The organism is Nocardioides sp. (assembly GCF_047607185.1).
Classification (GTDB): domain Bacteria; phylum Actinomycetota; class Actinomycetes; order Propionibacteriales; family Nocardioidaceae; genus Nocardioides.
In genome coordinates, this window is the sequence record NZ_JASGDQ010000085.1 from 1 (window position 1) to 14,491 (window position 14,491).

12 protein-coding genes are annotated in these 14,491 nt (G+C 68.8%); 11 read left to right on the forward strand and 1 reads right to left on the reverse strand.

The features are described 5' to 3' along the window. From QM595_RS09995 to QM595_RS10045, 11 genes are all read left to right on the forward strand, one after another. Positions 1–1,135, forward strand: a 1,135-nt coding sequence (locus tag QM595_RS09995; RefSeq protein WP_415171397.1) for an acyl-CoA dehydrogenase family protein, incomplete at its 5' end; no start/stop codon positions are given. Between the two features lie 188 nt (positions 1,136–1,323). Beyond that, complete coding sequence (locus QM595_RS10000; protein ID WP_415171398.1) at positions 1,324–1,458, forward strand: hypothetical protein; 135 nt, start codon at positions 1,324–1,326, stop codon at positions 1,456–1,458. 6 nt (positions 1,459–1,464) lie between these two features. Continuing rightward, the gene (locus QM595_RS10005; protein WP_415171399.1) at positions 1,465–2,886 is read left to right on the forward strand and encodes an ABC transporter substrate-binding protein; all 1,422 of its coding nucleotides are present in this window, start codon (positions 1,465–1,467) and stop codon (positions 2,884–2,886) included. Continuing rightward, a complete protein-coding gene (locus QM595_RS10010) occupies positions 2,879–5,224 on the forward strand; it encodes a CoA transferase (protein WP_415171400.1) in 2,346 nt (781 codons plus the stop codon). The genes QM595_RS10005 and QM595_RS10010 overlap by 8 nt, the downstream gene beginning before the upstream one ends. After that, positions 5,221–6,033 carry an enoyl-CoA hydratase/isomerase family protein gene (locus tag QM595_RS10015; RefSeq protein WP_415171401.1) on the forward strand — a complete coding sequence of 271 codons (813 nt, stop codon included), beginning with the start codon at positions 5,221–5,223 and terminating at the stop codon, positions 6,031–6,033. The genes QM595_RS10010 and QM595_RS10015 overlap by 4 nt, the downstream gene beginning before the upstream one ends. Beyond that, positions 6,017–8,038, forward strand: a complete 2,022-nt coding sequence (locus QM595_RS10020; RefSeq protein WP_415171402.1) for an ABC transporter permease — start codon at positions 6,017–6,019, stop codon at positions 8,036–8,038. Before QM595_RS10015 ends, QM595_RS10020 begins: the two co-directional genes overlap by 17 nt. A gap of 28 nt (positions 8,039–8,066) precedes the next feature. Then, on the forward strand, positions 8,067–8,825 hold the full coding sequence (locus tag QM595_RS10025) for an ABC transporter ATP-binding protein (RefSeq protein WP_415171403.1): 759 nt from the start codon (positions 8,067–8,069) through the stop codon (positions 8,823–8,825). After that, on the forward strand, positions 8,822–9,526 hold the full coding sequence (locus QM595_RS10030; protein WP_415171404.1) for an ABC transporter ATP-binding protein: 705 nt from the start codon (positions 8,822–8,824) through the stop codon (positions 9,524–9,526). Before QM595_RS10025 ends, QM595_RS10030 begins: the two co-directional genes overlap by 4 nt. A gap of 46 nt (positions 9,527–9,572) precedes the next feature. Continuing rightward, positions 9,573–10,655: an acyl-CoA dehydrogenase family protein gene (locus tag QM595_RS10035; protein ID WP_415171405.1), complete on the forward strand. Its 1,083-nt coding sequence runs from the start codon at positions 9,573–9,575 to the stop codon at positions 10,653–10,655. Between the two features lie 9 nt (positions 10,656–10,664). Further along, a complete protein-coding gene (locus QM595_RS10040; protein WP_415171406.1) occupies positions 10,665–11,858 on the forward strand; it encodes an acyl-CoA dehydrogenase family protein in 1,194 nt (397 codons plus the stop codon). After that, entirely contained in the window at positions 11,855–12,670 is an 816-nt protein-coding gene (locus tag QM595_RS10045; RefSeq protein ID WP_415171407.1) for an enoyl-CoA hydratase-related protein, read from the forward strand. The genes QM595_RS10040 and QM595_RS10045 overlap by 4 nt, the downstream gene beginning before the upstream one ends. On the opposite strand, the gene QM595_RS10050 is transcribed toward QM595_RS10045, so the two are convergent. Next, positions 12,656–14,239 carry an AMP-binding protein gene (locus QM595_RS10050; protein WP_415171408.1) on the reverse strand — a complete coding sequence of 528 codons (1,584 nt, stop codon included), beginning with the start codon at positions 14,237–14,239 and terminating at the stop codon, positions 12,656–12,658. The two genes, QM595_RS10045 and QM595_RS10050, sit on opposite strands and share 15 nt — an antisense overlap. Positions 14,240–14,491 lie beyond the last annotated feature (252 nt).

Sequence of the window (14,491 nt, forward strand, 5' to 3'; positions counted from 1 at the left end):
GGCCGAGGTCAAGCAGCGCGGCCTGTGGGCCTGCCACCTCGGCCCCGAGCTGGGCGGCAAGGGCTACGGCCAGCTCAAGCTGGCCCTGATGAACGAGAAGTTCGGGATGTCCCGGTTCGGGCCGATCGTCTTCGGCGCGCAGGCCCCCGACACAGGGAACTCCGAGATCCTCGCCCACTTCGGGACGCCCGAGCAGAAGGAGCGCTATCTGACGCCGCTGCTGGCGGGCGAGATCACCTCGTGCTTCTCGATGACCGAGCCGCAGGGCGGCGCCGACCCGCTGCTGTTCAGGACCGCCGGCGTGCTCGACGGCGACACCTGGGTCATCAACGGCGAGAAGTGGTTCGCCTCCGAGGCGGAGTCGGCGGCCTTCTACATCATGATGGTGGTCACCGACCCCGAGGCGGAGAACCCCTACCGACGGGCGTCGATGTTCATCATCGACACCGACACCCCCGGGATCGAGATCGTCGGCAACTACGGCTTCTACAGCGAGCCCGAGGACACCCACGCCCACCTGCGGCTCACCGACGTGCGGGTGCCCGCCGCGGCGATGCTGGGTGAGCGCGGCGCCGCCTTCGCCATCGCGCAGACTCGGCTCGGCGGCGGCCGGCTGCACCACGCCATGCGCACCCTCGCGCAGGCCACCCGCGCCTTCGAGATGACCTGCGAGCGAGTGCTGTCGCGGACCACCAAGGGCGAGCTGCTGGCCGAGAAGCAGATGGTGCAGGAGAAGATCGCCGACGCCTGGGTGCAGCTGCGGCAGTTCCGGCTGCTGGTGCTGGAGACGGCCTGGCTGGCCGACCAGGGCAACGACTGGAAGACGATCCGCAAGAACGTCTCGGCGGTGAAGCTCGTGATGCCGAGGGTGCTCCACGACATCGCCGCGACGGCGCTCCATCTGCACGGCTCGCTCGGCCTGAGCCACGAGATGCCCTTCGCGGAGTGGGTGATCAACTCCTTCCACGTCGGTCTGGCCGACGGCCCTACGGAGGTCCACCAGATGGTGGTCGCCCGCGAGGTGCTCAAGGAGTACAAGGCCAACGACGCCCAGTTCCCTGGCTACATCCGCCACCAGCGCCTCGAGCGTGCCCGGGCGCGCTACGGCACGGTGTGGGCCGACCGGGCGCGCTGAGGCCACCGGCCGCCTCGCCCCGGTCGCGCCGCGGCGCCGCCTCAGTCGTTCTCGATGACGACCCGGATGGCGCCGCTGGTGCGGTCGCGCAGGGCGTGCAGCCCGTCGGCGTAGAAGGAACGAGCCACCATGGCGGAGTTCCTCGGCCTGGGCATCACGCACTACCCGCTGCTCGCGGGCGCTGACATATGGCCAACCTGCTGAAGTACACCCTCACCGACCCGGACATCCCGGCGGAGCTGAAGGACCCCGCGGGCTGGTCGGAGCTCGCCCGGTGCGAGTGGTCCGACGACCAGGGCACCGCCGCGGTGGCCGGGCACTGAGCCCAGTTGCTCGCCGGCATCGCCAAGTGCCGCGCCGAGTTGGAAGCCTTCGCACCCGACGTCGTCATCGTGTGGGGCGACGACCGGCACGTCGCCGGCGAAGGATCGGCTGAGTTCCATCGGACGGAATCCGACCGGCGCCCCGGCCTTGAGCCCCCCTATGTTCGGCGAGCAGGCCTCAGGACTTTCTCGGCAACCCGAAGAAGAGAGATCCCCATGAACCACAAGAACGTCAGGATTGCCTTCGTCGCAGCGGTCACCGTGACCGCGCTGGCCGGATGCGGCAGCGGCAGCGACGACGCCGGAACCGAGTTAGCCGGTGAGCCGATCCGGATCGGCTTCTTCAACAGCGAGGACGCGCCGGGCAGCAGCTTCAATCTCCCCGGGGCCACTCTGGGGGCGAAGGCGGCCGTCGACCAGGTGAACGCGGACGGCGGAATCGATGGCCGGCCGCTCGCGCTCGTCGCGTGCGCGACGAAGGCGACCCCAGACGGCACGACGGACTGTGCGAACAAGTTCGTCGATGACGAGGTCGACGTGGTTCTCAAGGGCGGCGACGGGAACAACGCCGTCGCCATCCCCATCGTCACGGAGGCCGGAATCCCCTACTTCGCTGGCACGGCGCCGACATCCGCTGAGGAGCAGAGCGATCCCGGCGTTATCTCTTTCACCGCGGGCGGCTACGCACAGTTCATCGCGATGGTTCCCTTCGCGCGCGAGCAGGGCTTCAACAGTATGGCCGCGGCCTATATCAACGTCCCGTCGATCGTCTCGCTCGTGCAGCAGGCGACTCCTCTCCTCACCGAAGCCGGCGTCAAGGTGCAGGACCTCCCGCTCGACCCGGCTGCCACCGACCTCACGCCCATCGCAGGCCAGATCGCCTCGGCCGCTCCCGACGCGGTCTTCGTGTCGGGCACCGAAAGCCAGTGCATCAGCCTGATGCGGGCGCTGACGAGTCTGGGCTACGACGGGGCAGCGGTCATCACCGCCTCGTGTGCAACCCCGTCGTTCGAGTCGGCGGTCGCAGGCTACGAGGGCGTCGTCTACGTCGACGCGCTCCTGACCACGCTGGACTCGTCCAATAAAGAGACCGAGAGGATGCTCGCCGCCTTCGACGAGTATGAGCCGGGTGCCAAGGGCCAGTCCTACAGCGACATCGGCTACAGCGGTGTCGTGACCCTCGCGGGAGTCCTGCGTGCCGCCGTCGAGAACAGCGAGGACACCCCGTTCACGGTCGAGGGCCTGAACTCCGCTGCGAAGGGCCTACCCGTCTCCTTGACGAACGGCACGACCATGGACTGCGACGGCGCGGGCAGCGCAGTTCCCACCGCCTGTAGCTGGTCCGCCCTGATGTACGAGTTCGAGGGTTCCGGCAGCTACTCGTTCGTCGAGGCCTTCGACACGGCGGAACTGTCGAGCAATGGCTAGTTCGACGGCAGCCGCCGGCTCGATACGGTCGGCCGGCGACCAGAACGGACCGCTGACCGGCGTCACCGTCATCGAGTTGCGCGGCGAGCGGCTCGCCACGAGTCTCTGTGGCCGAGTGCTGGCCGATCTCGGGGCACGCGTCCTCGTCGCCGAGAGCCGCCTGACGGTCGCACACGACCAGCCCGAGGTCGATGCCTATCTCCATCGTGGCAAGCTGCTCGTGGACCACGTCGGAGACGACGAGCTCGGCGCTCTTCTGCGGAGTGCGGACGTTGTGATCGTTGACGACTTCGGCGTGGCCGAGGAGGTCGTCGGTTCCGTTCCGGAGGGCGCTCCTCCGCTCGTCAGCATCACCGACTACGGGTTCGCCGGAGCCCCGGGCGGGAGTGAGTTCCTGCTCCAGGCCGAAGGGGGACTGGCGGCGATGCACGACACCGAGAGCGGCATGCCCGTCTGGACGAACGCCCCCATCGGCGAAACCACAGCCGCCGCCTTCGCCGCAGCCACCGCACTCGGTGCTCTCATCGGGAGGGAGGTGCCGAGCGTGGTCGCCCCCAAAAGGTACGACGTCTCGGTGCTGGAATCCGTCCTGAACTTGCTGGCGGCGCCGACGATGCAGGGACAGATCCCCGGCGCGGGACCCTACCTGCAGCCGATTCAGATGGTCCCCGGCGTCATGCGCACGCTCGACGGGTGGGTTCTCCTGGTCGCCATCAACGATGCTCACTGGGAGCGCCTGCGCAGGCTGCTGGCGGTGCCGGAGCTGGACGACGAGCGATTCGACTCCCTGGACCGGAGGTTCCAGCATGCCGCGGAGGTGCGGGCGTTAGTTGCGCCGGCCGTCGCAACTCGTAGCACCGCCACCTGGCAGGAGTTGGGCACCGCCCATTCGGTCCCGATCACCGCCGTCCTTGCGCCCGAGCAGGCGTCGGCCATCCCCGAGTTGCGGGCAGCCGGCTTCTTCGCGACGAGCAGCGGCGGGATCCACTATCCGACGGCCCCGATCCGCCGGCGGGGGACGCCCTTGCCGACGCAGGAGCCGGCCCGGCGAGTCGGCGTGGCAGAGGCTGTCGGCGGTTCGGCGACAGGCAAGCGTAAGGCGGCCTGGCAGGTCGATCACCGCTCGCCCCTGCGCGGGATCCGCGTCGCGGACATGACTCACTATGCGGCTGGGCCCTATGGCTCGTGCTATCTCGCTGCTCTGGGCGCCGATGTCATCCATGTGGAGGCGCCTGCTCGGCCCGACTACCTGCGGATGACCGGGGTCGACCGGACTCGAGACCAGTGGTGGGAGCGGAATCCGTGGTGGCACCTCGTTGACCGGGGCAAGCGCGACGTCGCCATCGACCTCCGTGTCCCGGACGGTCAGGCAGCGCTGCGCAGACTGCTGAAGTCCTGTGACATCCTGATCGAGAACTTCTCGGCTCGGGTTCTCGACGACAACGGCCTCGATGAAGTGAGTCTCCGAGAGCTGAACCCCGACCTGGTTGTCGTACGCGTGCCAGCCTTCGGGCTCGACGGCCCATGGCGGGATCGTCCCGGCATGGCCTTCGACATGGATGCTCTCAGCGGCTCTGCGTTTTGCACGGGCGCGGCCGACGAGCCACCGCTTCTGAGCGGAGCCATCTTCGACCCGCTCACCGGCATGCTGGCGGCAACGGCGGCCTTGGCGGGCCTTTTGCGTCGCCAGACGGGCGGATCGGCCGCGACCTACGAGGTCCCCTTGATCGGCGCCGCGCTGCTGGCGATGGCCGTTAACGGGATCATCGGCCAGCAGGATGCGACGGTGCGACGAGGCAACCGGGACCCCGCCGGGTCGGTGCGGCAGATCGCACGGTCCAGTGATGGCCGCGCTGTCGCGGCGTCGATTCCCCTGAGGTGCTGGGGCGCTATCACCGGAGCAACCGACGCCACGACCGAGGGCACCCCCGAGGAGGAGCTCGCCAGGCTCATCGGCCGGTCGCCCGCCGCACGCGTGGTCGAGCGGATCGAGGAAATCGGTGGGCGCGCTGTCGTCGTCTCAAACGGCACGGACGCGCTGTCGCACCCGGCACTAATACGCCGCGGCCGGGTGATCGCCGCGGCCCCCCACCCGGTCGTCGGCGAGATCCGCCAGCTCGGGTACCCCGTCGCGCCGGGAGTGTCGGACGAGAGCGCGGTCGGGACACCTGCCCCACTCTTCGGGCAGGACACCCGAGCCGTGCTGTCCGAGCTCGGGTACGACGAGGCAGAGATCGCGTCGCTGATTGAGCGAGGCGTGGCAGCCGACGAGTATTCGCCCGCACCGGCACCGAGACCGGACCGATCGAACACACATCTGAAGGAGAGCGCCATATGAGCAGTGACCTGCTCGTCGAGAGGGCCGACGGAGTGGTGACCATCACATTCAATCGGCCACATCGGCGCAACGCCCTGACCCCGGCGATGTTCGACTCCTTCGCCGACGAGCTGCGACGCATTGCGCTGAGCGAGTCGGACCGTGTTCTGGTGCTAGCGGGCGCGCCTGGCGCGTTTTGCGCGGGCATGGACCTGAACCACATCCACGAGATGGCGACGGGCTACGACGCGCTACACCGCAAGAGCCGCTCTGTGATGCATGAGAGCGCCCAACTGTTCAATCTGCCTGTCCCCACCATCGCCAAGGTCGACGGGCCGGTGGCCGGCCTGGGCTACGCGTGGGCGTTGTCGTGCGACTTCGTGATCGCCTCCACGAGGGCGTCCTTCACCTTGAGCTTCGCGAAGCGGGGCATCGCAGTGGAGGGTGGCCTCACCTGGATCCTGCCGCGCCTGGTGGGACTGCAGCAAGCCAAGCGGATCGGCATGCTGGCCGAGCGGCTCGACGCGGAGGAAGCGCGCACCCTGGGCCTCGTGACCGAGCTCGTTGAACCGGAGGACCTCGATCGGGCGACCGGTGAGTTCGTGCGGAAGCTACGAGACATCTCGCCCAGCGTCCTGCTCATGAACAAGTCGATGATGAACGACAGCTTCGCCATCACACGAGCTGAGGCGGAGGAGACCGAACTGCGCAACAACGCCCTGCTCTTCTCCCGGACCGACTTCGGGGAGGGCGTCAAGGCGTTCCTGGAGAGACGTGAGCCCGTGTTCGGCGCCGACGGCGACCCTGCTGCGGGTGGCGAAGGTGACTGACTATCTCCTCTACCTCGTCCTGGGCCTGGGGGCTGGCGCCGCCTATGCCTTCCTCGGCATCGGCCTGGTGCTGAACTACCGAATCTCCGGCGTCCTGAACCTGGCCATCGGGGCCGTGGCCATGTACTCGACCTACGTCTACGCCCTGCTCCGTGCTCAGGGCAGCTACCTCAACCCGGTGTTCGGAACCCCGCCGTTGATCGAGTTGGGGAAACCGATGGGCTTCCTGCCCGCGGCGGCCGTGGCCATTGCGACGGGTGCGGTCCTGGGCCTGGTGCTGTACGCCGTGGTCTTCCGTCCACTGGCGAACGCCCTGCCCATCTCGAGACTGGTCGCCTCGATCGGCGTCATGGTCTTCCTGCAGGCCCTGGTTGGCCTCCGGGCCGGAAGCACGTTCGTCATCGTCCAGCCGATCTTCCCGTCGACTACGTTCGGGATGGCCGGAGTCCGTGTTCCGCTCGACCGTCTCTACATGGCAGGCGCCGCGGTCGTGCTACTCCTCGTCCTGACTGCTCTCTACCGGCTCACGCGATTCGGGCTGGCGTCCGAGGCGCTTGCCGAGAGTACGCAGGGTGCCCAGATCGTCGGGATCAGCCCGAGGGGGGTGCCCGCCGTCAACTGGGCGATCAGCGGGGTCGTGGCTGCCATCGGCGGCATCATGATCTCTCCGCTGATTCCGCTCTCGCCGAGCGCATACTCGCTGCTCACCATCCCTGCGCTCGCGGCCGCTCTCGCCGGGCGCCTGACGTCGATGGCGATCACCGTCGCAGCTGCCTTCGCCCTCGGCATGTGTGAGTCGTTGGTCAGCTTCCTTCCGTCCAAGGAGTGGTTCCCCGGCCAACTCGGCAGCCAGGTCGGGAACGCGCTACCTGTCATCCTCATCGTCCTCATCCTGGTCATGAGGAGCGAGACGATGCCCGGCCGCGGCCATATCCTGGGAGCCTCCCTGCCAGTCGCGCACCGCCCGGAGCGGATGTGGAGCGGTGTACTGATCGGCGGCGGGGTCGCGGCCGCGAGCCTGTTCCTGCTCCACGGCAGCCTGCGCGGCGCCGTGATTACGACGATGACGCTGGCGATTCTCGCCCTGTCCATGGTGGTCGTGACGGGCTACCTCGGACAACTCTCTCTGGCGCAGCTCTCCCTGTCCGGCGTGGCGGCCTTCTCGCTCGTGACGTTCACCTCCGAGTGGTCATGGCCGTTCCCGGTCGCGCTCGCCGCGGCGGTGGTCGTCGCCGCCGTCGTGGGAGTGGCGATCGGGCTGCCCGCGCTCCGGGTGCGCGGGCTCGAGCTGGGCGTGGTGACGCTGGCTGCCGGCGTAGCCCTCAGCTCGGTATGGTTCCGGAACCCCGGGTTCACCGGGGGAGGGTCCGCTATCGCCCCACCCGAGATCTTCGGGTTGGACCTGAGCATCCGCGGCGCCGGCTATCCGCGGGTGGCGTTCGGCCTGACGGTCCTGTTCTTCCTGCTGGCCGCCTGCCTTCTCGTCGCCCATCTGCGGCGCAGTCGGTTCGGAAGCGAGATGCTTGCGATCCGCGCGAACGAGCGGGCGGCGTCGGCGCTGGGGATCGACGTCGCTCGCGTCAAGATCCTGGCGTTCGCGGTCTCGTCGTCCTTGGCCGGCCTCGCGGGCGCGCTGATCGCCTACCAGGGCATGATCGTGGTCCCTGAGAAGTACGACATCTTCTTGGGGCTGGCGGCCTTCGCCGTCGCCTTCCTGGCCGGGATCACGAACATCTCGGGAGCCGTCCTGGCGGGGGTCCTGGGACCGCTGGGGGTAGGCGCGGTCCTGCTGGACCGCTATCTCCATCTCGGGTCGTACTTCGACGTGCTGGTCGGCGCGGCCCTGGTCGTGATGGCGATCAACCATCCCGCCGGGATCACCGGGGACGTCTATTCGATCCGAGACAGGCGTCGGAGAAGGCGCGCGGCCGGCGCTCTCGATAGTCGCCGCGCGACACGACCGGAGACACCCGGTCCCGTCAAAGGAGTGAGCGAAGTTGTCTGACGAGCGATCGGCGGGCGGTTCGTCGAGCATGCTGGAGATCCGCGGAGTCACGGTCCGATACGGCGGATCGGTGGCGATCGACGACGTGACCTTCGATGTCGACCGCAACACCTGCACCGGGCTGATCGGCCCCAACGGAGCCGGCAAGACCAGCCTGATCGACGCCATCACCGGATTCACCCGCTCGAGTGGGTCGGTGTCGTTCGAAGGGCGGCAGCTCCAGGCATTGCGGGCCCATGCGCGCGCCCGGTTGGGCGTTCAGCGCTCCTTCCAGGGCGCTGAGCTGTTCGACGACCTGTCGGTGCTCGACAACATCCTCCTGGGTCATTGCCCCCCGTTCCGTGAGAGCCTGCAAGGGCTGCTGCTGGGCAGACCGCAGCGTGTTCCCGAGCATCTCCGAACCCTCATCGCCGACTTGGGCCTCGAGGACCTGACGGCCACTCCGGCGCAGGAGCTGACCCACGGACAGCGGAAGGTGGTCGGTTTGGCTCGCTCGTTGGCGGGCCGGCCGACGCTGGTCCTCCTCGACGAGCCGGCGGCGGGCCTGGACCGGCGCGAGAGCGCGCAACTCGGCGCCCTGCTGCGTCGGGTCGTGGACGACGGCACCACCCTGCTCTTGGTCGACCACGACATGACGCTCATCATGGACATCTGCGACCACGTCCACGTCCTGGACGGCGGCAGACTGATCGCCAGCGGCACGCCGGCGGAGGTGTCCGCCGACCAGCTGGTGATCGACGCCTACCTGGGCGCTCCGGACGCCGTGCACGCGGAGGTGGCCGAATGACGACCCCCATCCGGTGCGAGTCGCTGGCGGCCGGATACTCCAGCCAGCCCGTGGTTCGCGGTCTGGACCTCACCGTCGGGGAGGGGGAGATCGTGGCGCTGCTGGGCCCGAACGGCGCTGGCAAGTCGACGACCCTGCGCACGCTGGCCGGGTTCCTTGCGCCTCTCGGCGGCATGGCCGAGGTCCAGGGGCGCCGGATCGGCTCGGTTCGAGCAGATCAGCTGAGCCGCTCGGGGCTGCAGTACATTCCCGAGGATCGAGCGCTCTTTCCGGGCCTCAGCGCACGCAATCATCTCCTCCTCGGCGCCCGCCACAGCGGGACCGACATCGAGTCCGTGCTCCAACTGTTCCCGGGGCTGCGTCCCCGACTCGGTGTCGCAGCGGCCAAGCTGTCCGGTGGCGAGCAGCAGATGCTGGCCTTGGCACGTGGCATGGCCGCCCGACCTGCGGTCATGCTGATCGACGAGCTGAGCACCGGACTGGCGCCGATGATCGTTCGTGACTTGCTGTCGATCCTGCGGCGGATCGCGAACGACACCGGCCTGTCCATCCTGCTCGTCGAGCAGCACGTCGCTTTGGCACTGAAGTTCGCGGACCGGGCTGCCGTGATGACACACGGCGACGTCGTGTTCGAGGGCAGCGCCGCGGACCTGGTCGCCGATCCTCAGGCTCTGACGCGTGCCTATCTGGGTGTCGCATAGCGGGTGGCTCCGAGTCACTCGTCACTAGTGAAAGGGGTGTGGGTTCATGCTCAATCTCGTCCGGGATGACGACGTGCTGGCAGTGACCGCCATGGTCAGACAGTTCGCCCTCGACAAGTTCGGGACCGCGCCGGGGGACTCGGCGACGAGGCTTGGGAGCGCGGGCTGGGAGGCTGTCGAGTCCCTGGGATTGCTCGGCGCCACGGGCGGCGACGACGCGCCGTCGGCGCTGGTGCGGACGCTGGCCTGCGAGCAACTCGGCTACGGCCATGCCGGGCTGGCCGTCGCGGCAGTGCTCAGGGGTGCGGCCGAGCGCGCAGTCGATGCTATCGACCCCACGACCGGCCGGCGCGGCGATGCGCCGGGCGTGCCGGCTCTGGCCCTCTTCGAGGGGTTCGGCCGCAGTCCGGCCGAGACGCGTACGAGCCTCCTGCGTCGTGACGGAGAGCTGCGACTGGTCGGCAGCAAGGTCGCGATCGCGGATGCCGAGGAGGCTGATCGGCTCGTCGTGGTGGCCAGGGACGGAGCCGACGGCACGTTGCGGCTGGTCGTGGTCCCGACGAGCACGCCGGGCGTCGTACTGGACTCCAGCCTCGACCATCCCGGCCTGCTGGGCGTCGGCCTGCGCTCGGCCACCCTGGACGTCGTCGTGTCGACCGACCCGCGCCCGGTCTCCGAGGGCGGCGGGGCGGACGCGGTGACGCTCGCCGCGAACGAGACCCGGGTTCACCTCGGGGCCGTGCTCGTCGGACTTGCCCAGCGTGCTGTCGAGTATGCGGCGAAGTACGCCACTGAGCGCGTGGCGTTCGACCGCGTCATCTCCTCGTTCCAGGGCGTGTCCTTCCCCTTGGCGGAGGCGCAGATCGGGCTGGAGGCGGCTCGTCTCGCCCTGCATCGGCAGGCGGTGGCCATCGATCGGCGCCACCTGCTGGAGTTGGACGCCGGAGTGTCGTCGGCGGTCAGCTACGCGGCGCGCGTGGCGACCTCGGCGACCCGGGACGCCGTGCAGACCCTGGGCGGGCACGGCTTCATCAACGACCATCCCGTCGGGGGTTGGTACGCCGCGGCCGCGACCCTGGCCGCCGTCGTCGGCGACCCCCTGCGCTTTCGCTTCGAACCCCGTCTGTGAAGGAGAGACATGAAGACCAGCTTCGAACTGAGCACTGAGCTCGACCAATACGGCCGCGCGATTCGCGACTGGGCCGTCCGGGAGTGCCGTCCGGTGGCCCGGGAGGCCGACACGACGCACGACCTGCCCGAGCGATGGCAGGAGATCCTCGACTCCTGTCCGGTCCCCATCGGCCGGACCCACCGTGCGGGCCCTGACGCGGTCCCCTCCTTCGACGAGGGCCACTGGGTCATGCTGCTGGTGCAGCAGGAGAACATGGCCTACGGCGACGTGTGGATCAGTGGCGCGATCCGCTCCAGCCTCGGCCACCTGACGGTCGAGGCGATGGGCACCGACGAGCAGGTCGAGAAGTGGTACGAGCCGGCCGTCGACGGGGAGCTGAGGGCCGCGTTCGCACTCACCGAGCCAGGCTTCGGCTCGGATACGAGTCGGGTGGCGACGATAGCGGTTCGGGACGGAGGCACCTGGGTCCTCAACGGCACGAAGATGTACTGCAGCTACGCGGCGTTCGCCGACTACACGACCGTCTTCGCGCGGTGCGACGACGGCGACGGGGGATCGACGGTCGCGGCCTTCGTCGTCCCGAAGGGCACGCCCGGCTTCGTCATCCTTAAGGAGAACGAGGACAAGCTGGGGATTCGCTCCTGGGCGACCTCCCTCGTAGCGCTCGACTCGTGCCGGATTCCCCTCGACCACCGTCTGGGATGGACGAACGAAGGGGCGGCCGTGGTCAAGCGGAGTGGGCGAGGCGGGGCACTCGCGGCGCTGGGCAACAACCGTCCGAACATCAGCGCTGTCGCCATCGGCATCGCGCAGGCGTCGGTCGATGTCACGCGGGAGCGGCTGGCTGGCGCCCAGGACGAGTACGAGCCCGACCGATGGGGCGCAATGATGGCCGACCTGGACGCGATGGACGACGCCTTGGAGCGGATGCGGTCGGTGTGCTACAGATCCCAGTCGCTCACCGACGCCGGCCAGCCGGACCGAGCTCTGTCGTCGGCGGCGAAGGCCTATGCGCCGCCGACGTGTGAGCGCATCGTCCTCAGCTGCATGGTGATGCTCGGGCCGGTCGGTGCCAGCGACGAGTTGCTGCTGGAGAAGTGGTATCGGGACATGAAGATCATGGACATCTTCGAGGGAACCGCGCAGATCCATCGCTTGATCGTCGCTCGTTCGCTGATGGGCAAGGAGGCCGTCGGATGACCGCGGCGTCGCAGGGCGAGGGGCCTGAGGTCACCTACGAGGTCAGAAAGCGCGTCGCGATCCTCACCCTCAACCGCCCCGCCACGCGCAACGCCCAGACCCCGGAGTCGGAGAGGCTGCTGCAGGAGCTAATGATCCGGGCGGACGACGACCCCGAGGTTCGCGTCGTCGTGTTGACGGGGAAGGGCAAGGACTTCAGTGTCGGCGCAGCGATGGCCGAGTTGGACGCCGTCGTCGACGACGGCGGGTTCAGCATGCAGATTCCGCTACCCAACGCCCAGTTCGGTGCCGACATCCGTAAGCCGGTCGTGGCCGCGATCAACGGCGCCTGTGCGGGGGGCGGTTTCATCTACGCGGTCACCTCGGATGTGCGCTTCGCCGGAGCCGACGCCAAATTCACGACCGCGTTCGCGCGGGTGGGTCTGGCGGCCGAGTGGGCGATCTCCTGGCATGTTCCGCGCATCGTCGGTCTCGGCCATGCGCTCGACCTGCTCCTGTCGGCGCGGCCGATCGATGCGCAACACGCGCTGTCGATCGGCCTGGTCAACCAGGTCACGGAGCCCGGGAACGCGTTCGAGGAGGCGTTCTCCTGGGCGGTTGAGGTGGCCGATCGCTGTTCTCCGCGGGCGATGGCGACCATCAAGCGCTCGGTCTACGACGACGCCGGCTCGACCTGGCCCCATGCGGTCGCGGTCTCTGCCGAGCTGACCAGGCGACTGCTCACCGGTCCGGACCTGCAGGAGGGAGCCACCGCCTTCCAGGAGAAGCGGTTGCCGGACTTCCCTCCGCTGGGGAGATCACCTCGCGTGTGACTGTTGCCCCCGCGCCGCTGGCCATGGCAGAGCGGCGACCTGCTCGCGGAGGAGGGCTCTGTTGACCTTCAGGGTGGCGGTGCGGGGCATCTCGGCCACGAAGTGGATGCGCTGCGGCTTCTTGTAGGTCGCGATGTGCTGACGCACGTACTCGACCAGTTCGGCCTCACCGACGTGGGGGGCCTCCGGCGCCAGTTGTACGGCGGCCGCGACTGCCTCGCCCCAACGCTCGTGGGGGACGCCGAACACGGCGGCGGCCGCCACGGCCGGATGTGCCAGCAGCACGCTCTCCACCTCCGCCGGGTAGACGTTCATTCCACCGCTCACGATCATCTCGGAGCGGCGTCCACCGACGAGGTAGACGTAGCCGGCCGCATCGATCCGGCCGAGGTCGCCGGTCCGGTACGACTGTCCGTGGAGGACGGTCCGGGTGAGTTCGGGCGCCTGCCAGTACCCCTTCATCATAGAGGCGCAGGTCACGACGAACTCGCCGATGGCGTCGCTACCTGGGGGCAGCTCCCGGCCTTGATCGTCGACCAGGTTGAGCTCGACGTACGGCGTGGGCCGGCCGACGCTGGTCAGGATGTCGTCGGCCTCCCGGGGTGGCACCAGGTCGGACCGGGTGGTCGCCGTCAATGGGGTGCCGCCACACTCGGTCATCCCCCACACCTCCATGAAGCGCGGGCCGCAGAGCTCGGTCAGCTCCTGGACGATGCCACGCTGGGCCGGCGCCCCGGAGTGGCTGATCGTCTCGAGATGGGCCAGCACCGCTCGGTCGTCCCGTAGCCACTCGACGAGGTCGCCCATGAGGGGTGTCGGCACGTTCGTGAAAGTGGCCCGGTCCTGACGCAGCGCCTCGAACCAGGAGTCCGGCGTCAGTTGGTCGAACATCCGCAGCGTGCTGCCCGTGGCGAGGGAGGGATAGACCATGCCGGCCAGCGCCGCGCCGAACGACAGGGAGCCAGCGAACGCCACCCGCCCGTAGGGGCTGAAGCGGGACACGTGGGCCTGGGCACTGGTGGCCGCCATCAGCTGGCCGTGAGTGAACGTGGCGCCCTTGGGACGGCCCGTGGTGCCGCTGGTGTAGGAGATCGCGGCCGTGTCGTCAGCCGCGACGACGATGTCCGGTGGTGTCGCTGCGGCCGAGGCCAGGCGCGACTCGTAGCCCTGTGCGCTCTCGTCGTCGTCCAGCGCGATGAGGCACAGGTCGTGGGTCGCCACCTGCCGCACAGTCTTGAGCACGCTGTGGCTGTAGACCAGCGCCCTGGCTCCGCAGTCGTCCAGCAGCCTGCCGACCTCCGTGGCCGAGAGCCGGTGGTTGACGACCACCGACACGAAGCCGCCCAGCGCCGCGGCACCGTACGGCTCCAGCTGCCGGATGTCGCCATGAACCATGATGGCGACCCGGTCGCCGGGTTTGAGTCCTTGGGCCGCCAGAACATGTGCCAGACGGGACGAGCGAGTCGCCAGGTCCTCGAACGAGAGCTCGGCATCGCGCAACCGCACCGCTGGCCGCGGCCCGAAGCGGGCCGCCGAGCCCAGCAGGAGGTCGCGTAGCGTTAGAAACACCGCCGAACCGTAACACCGCGGCAGCGGTCACCATCTGTCCGGAATTCCAGGTGGTGGAACGCCGAGGAGCGAGCGTGCGGAGCTTTCCGGAGCCTGGAACCCGCTGTTGAGCGTCATCGGGCCGGTCCGACTTCCAGCGTGAGCTGGACTGGATCGACACCTTCGTGCGCGAGCAGGTGGAGCCGCTCGACGACGTGCTGGGCAGCCAGTGGAACGTGCACGACCCCGAGTTCGAGCCGCTGGTCCGCCCAC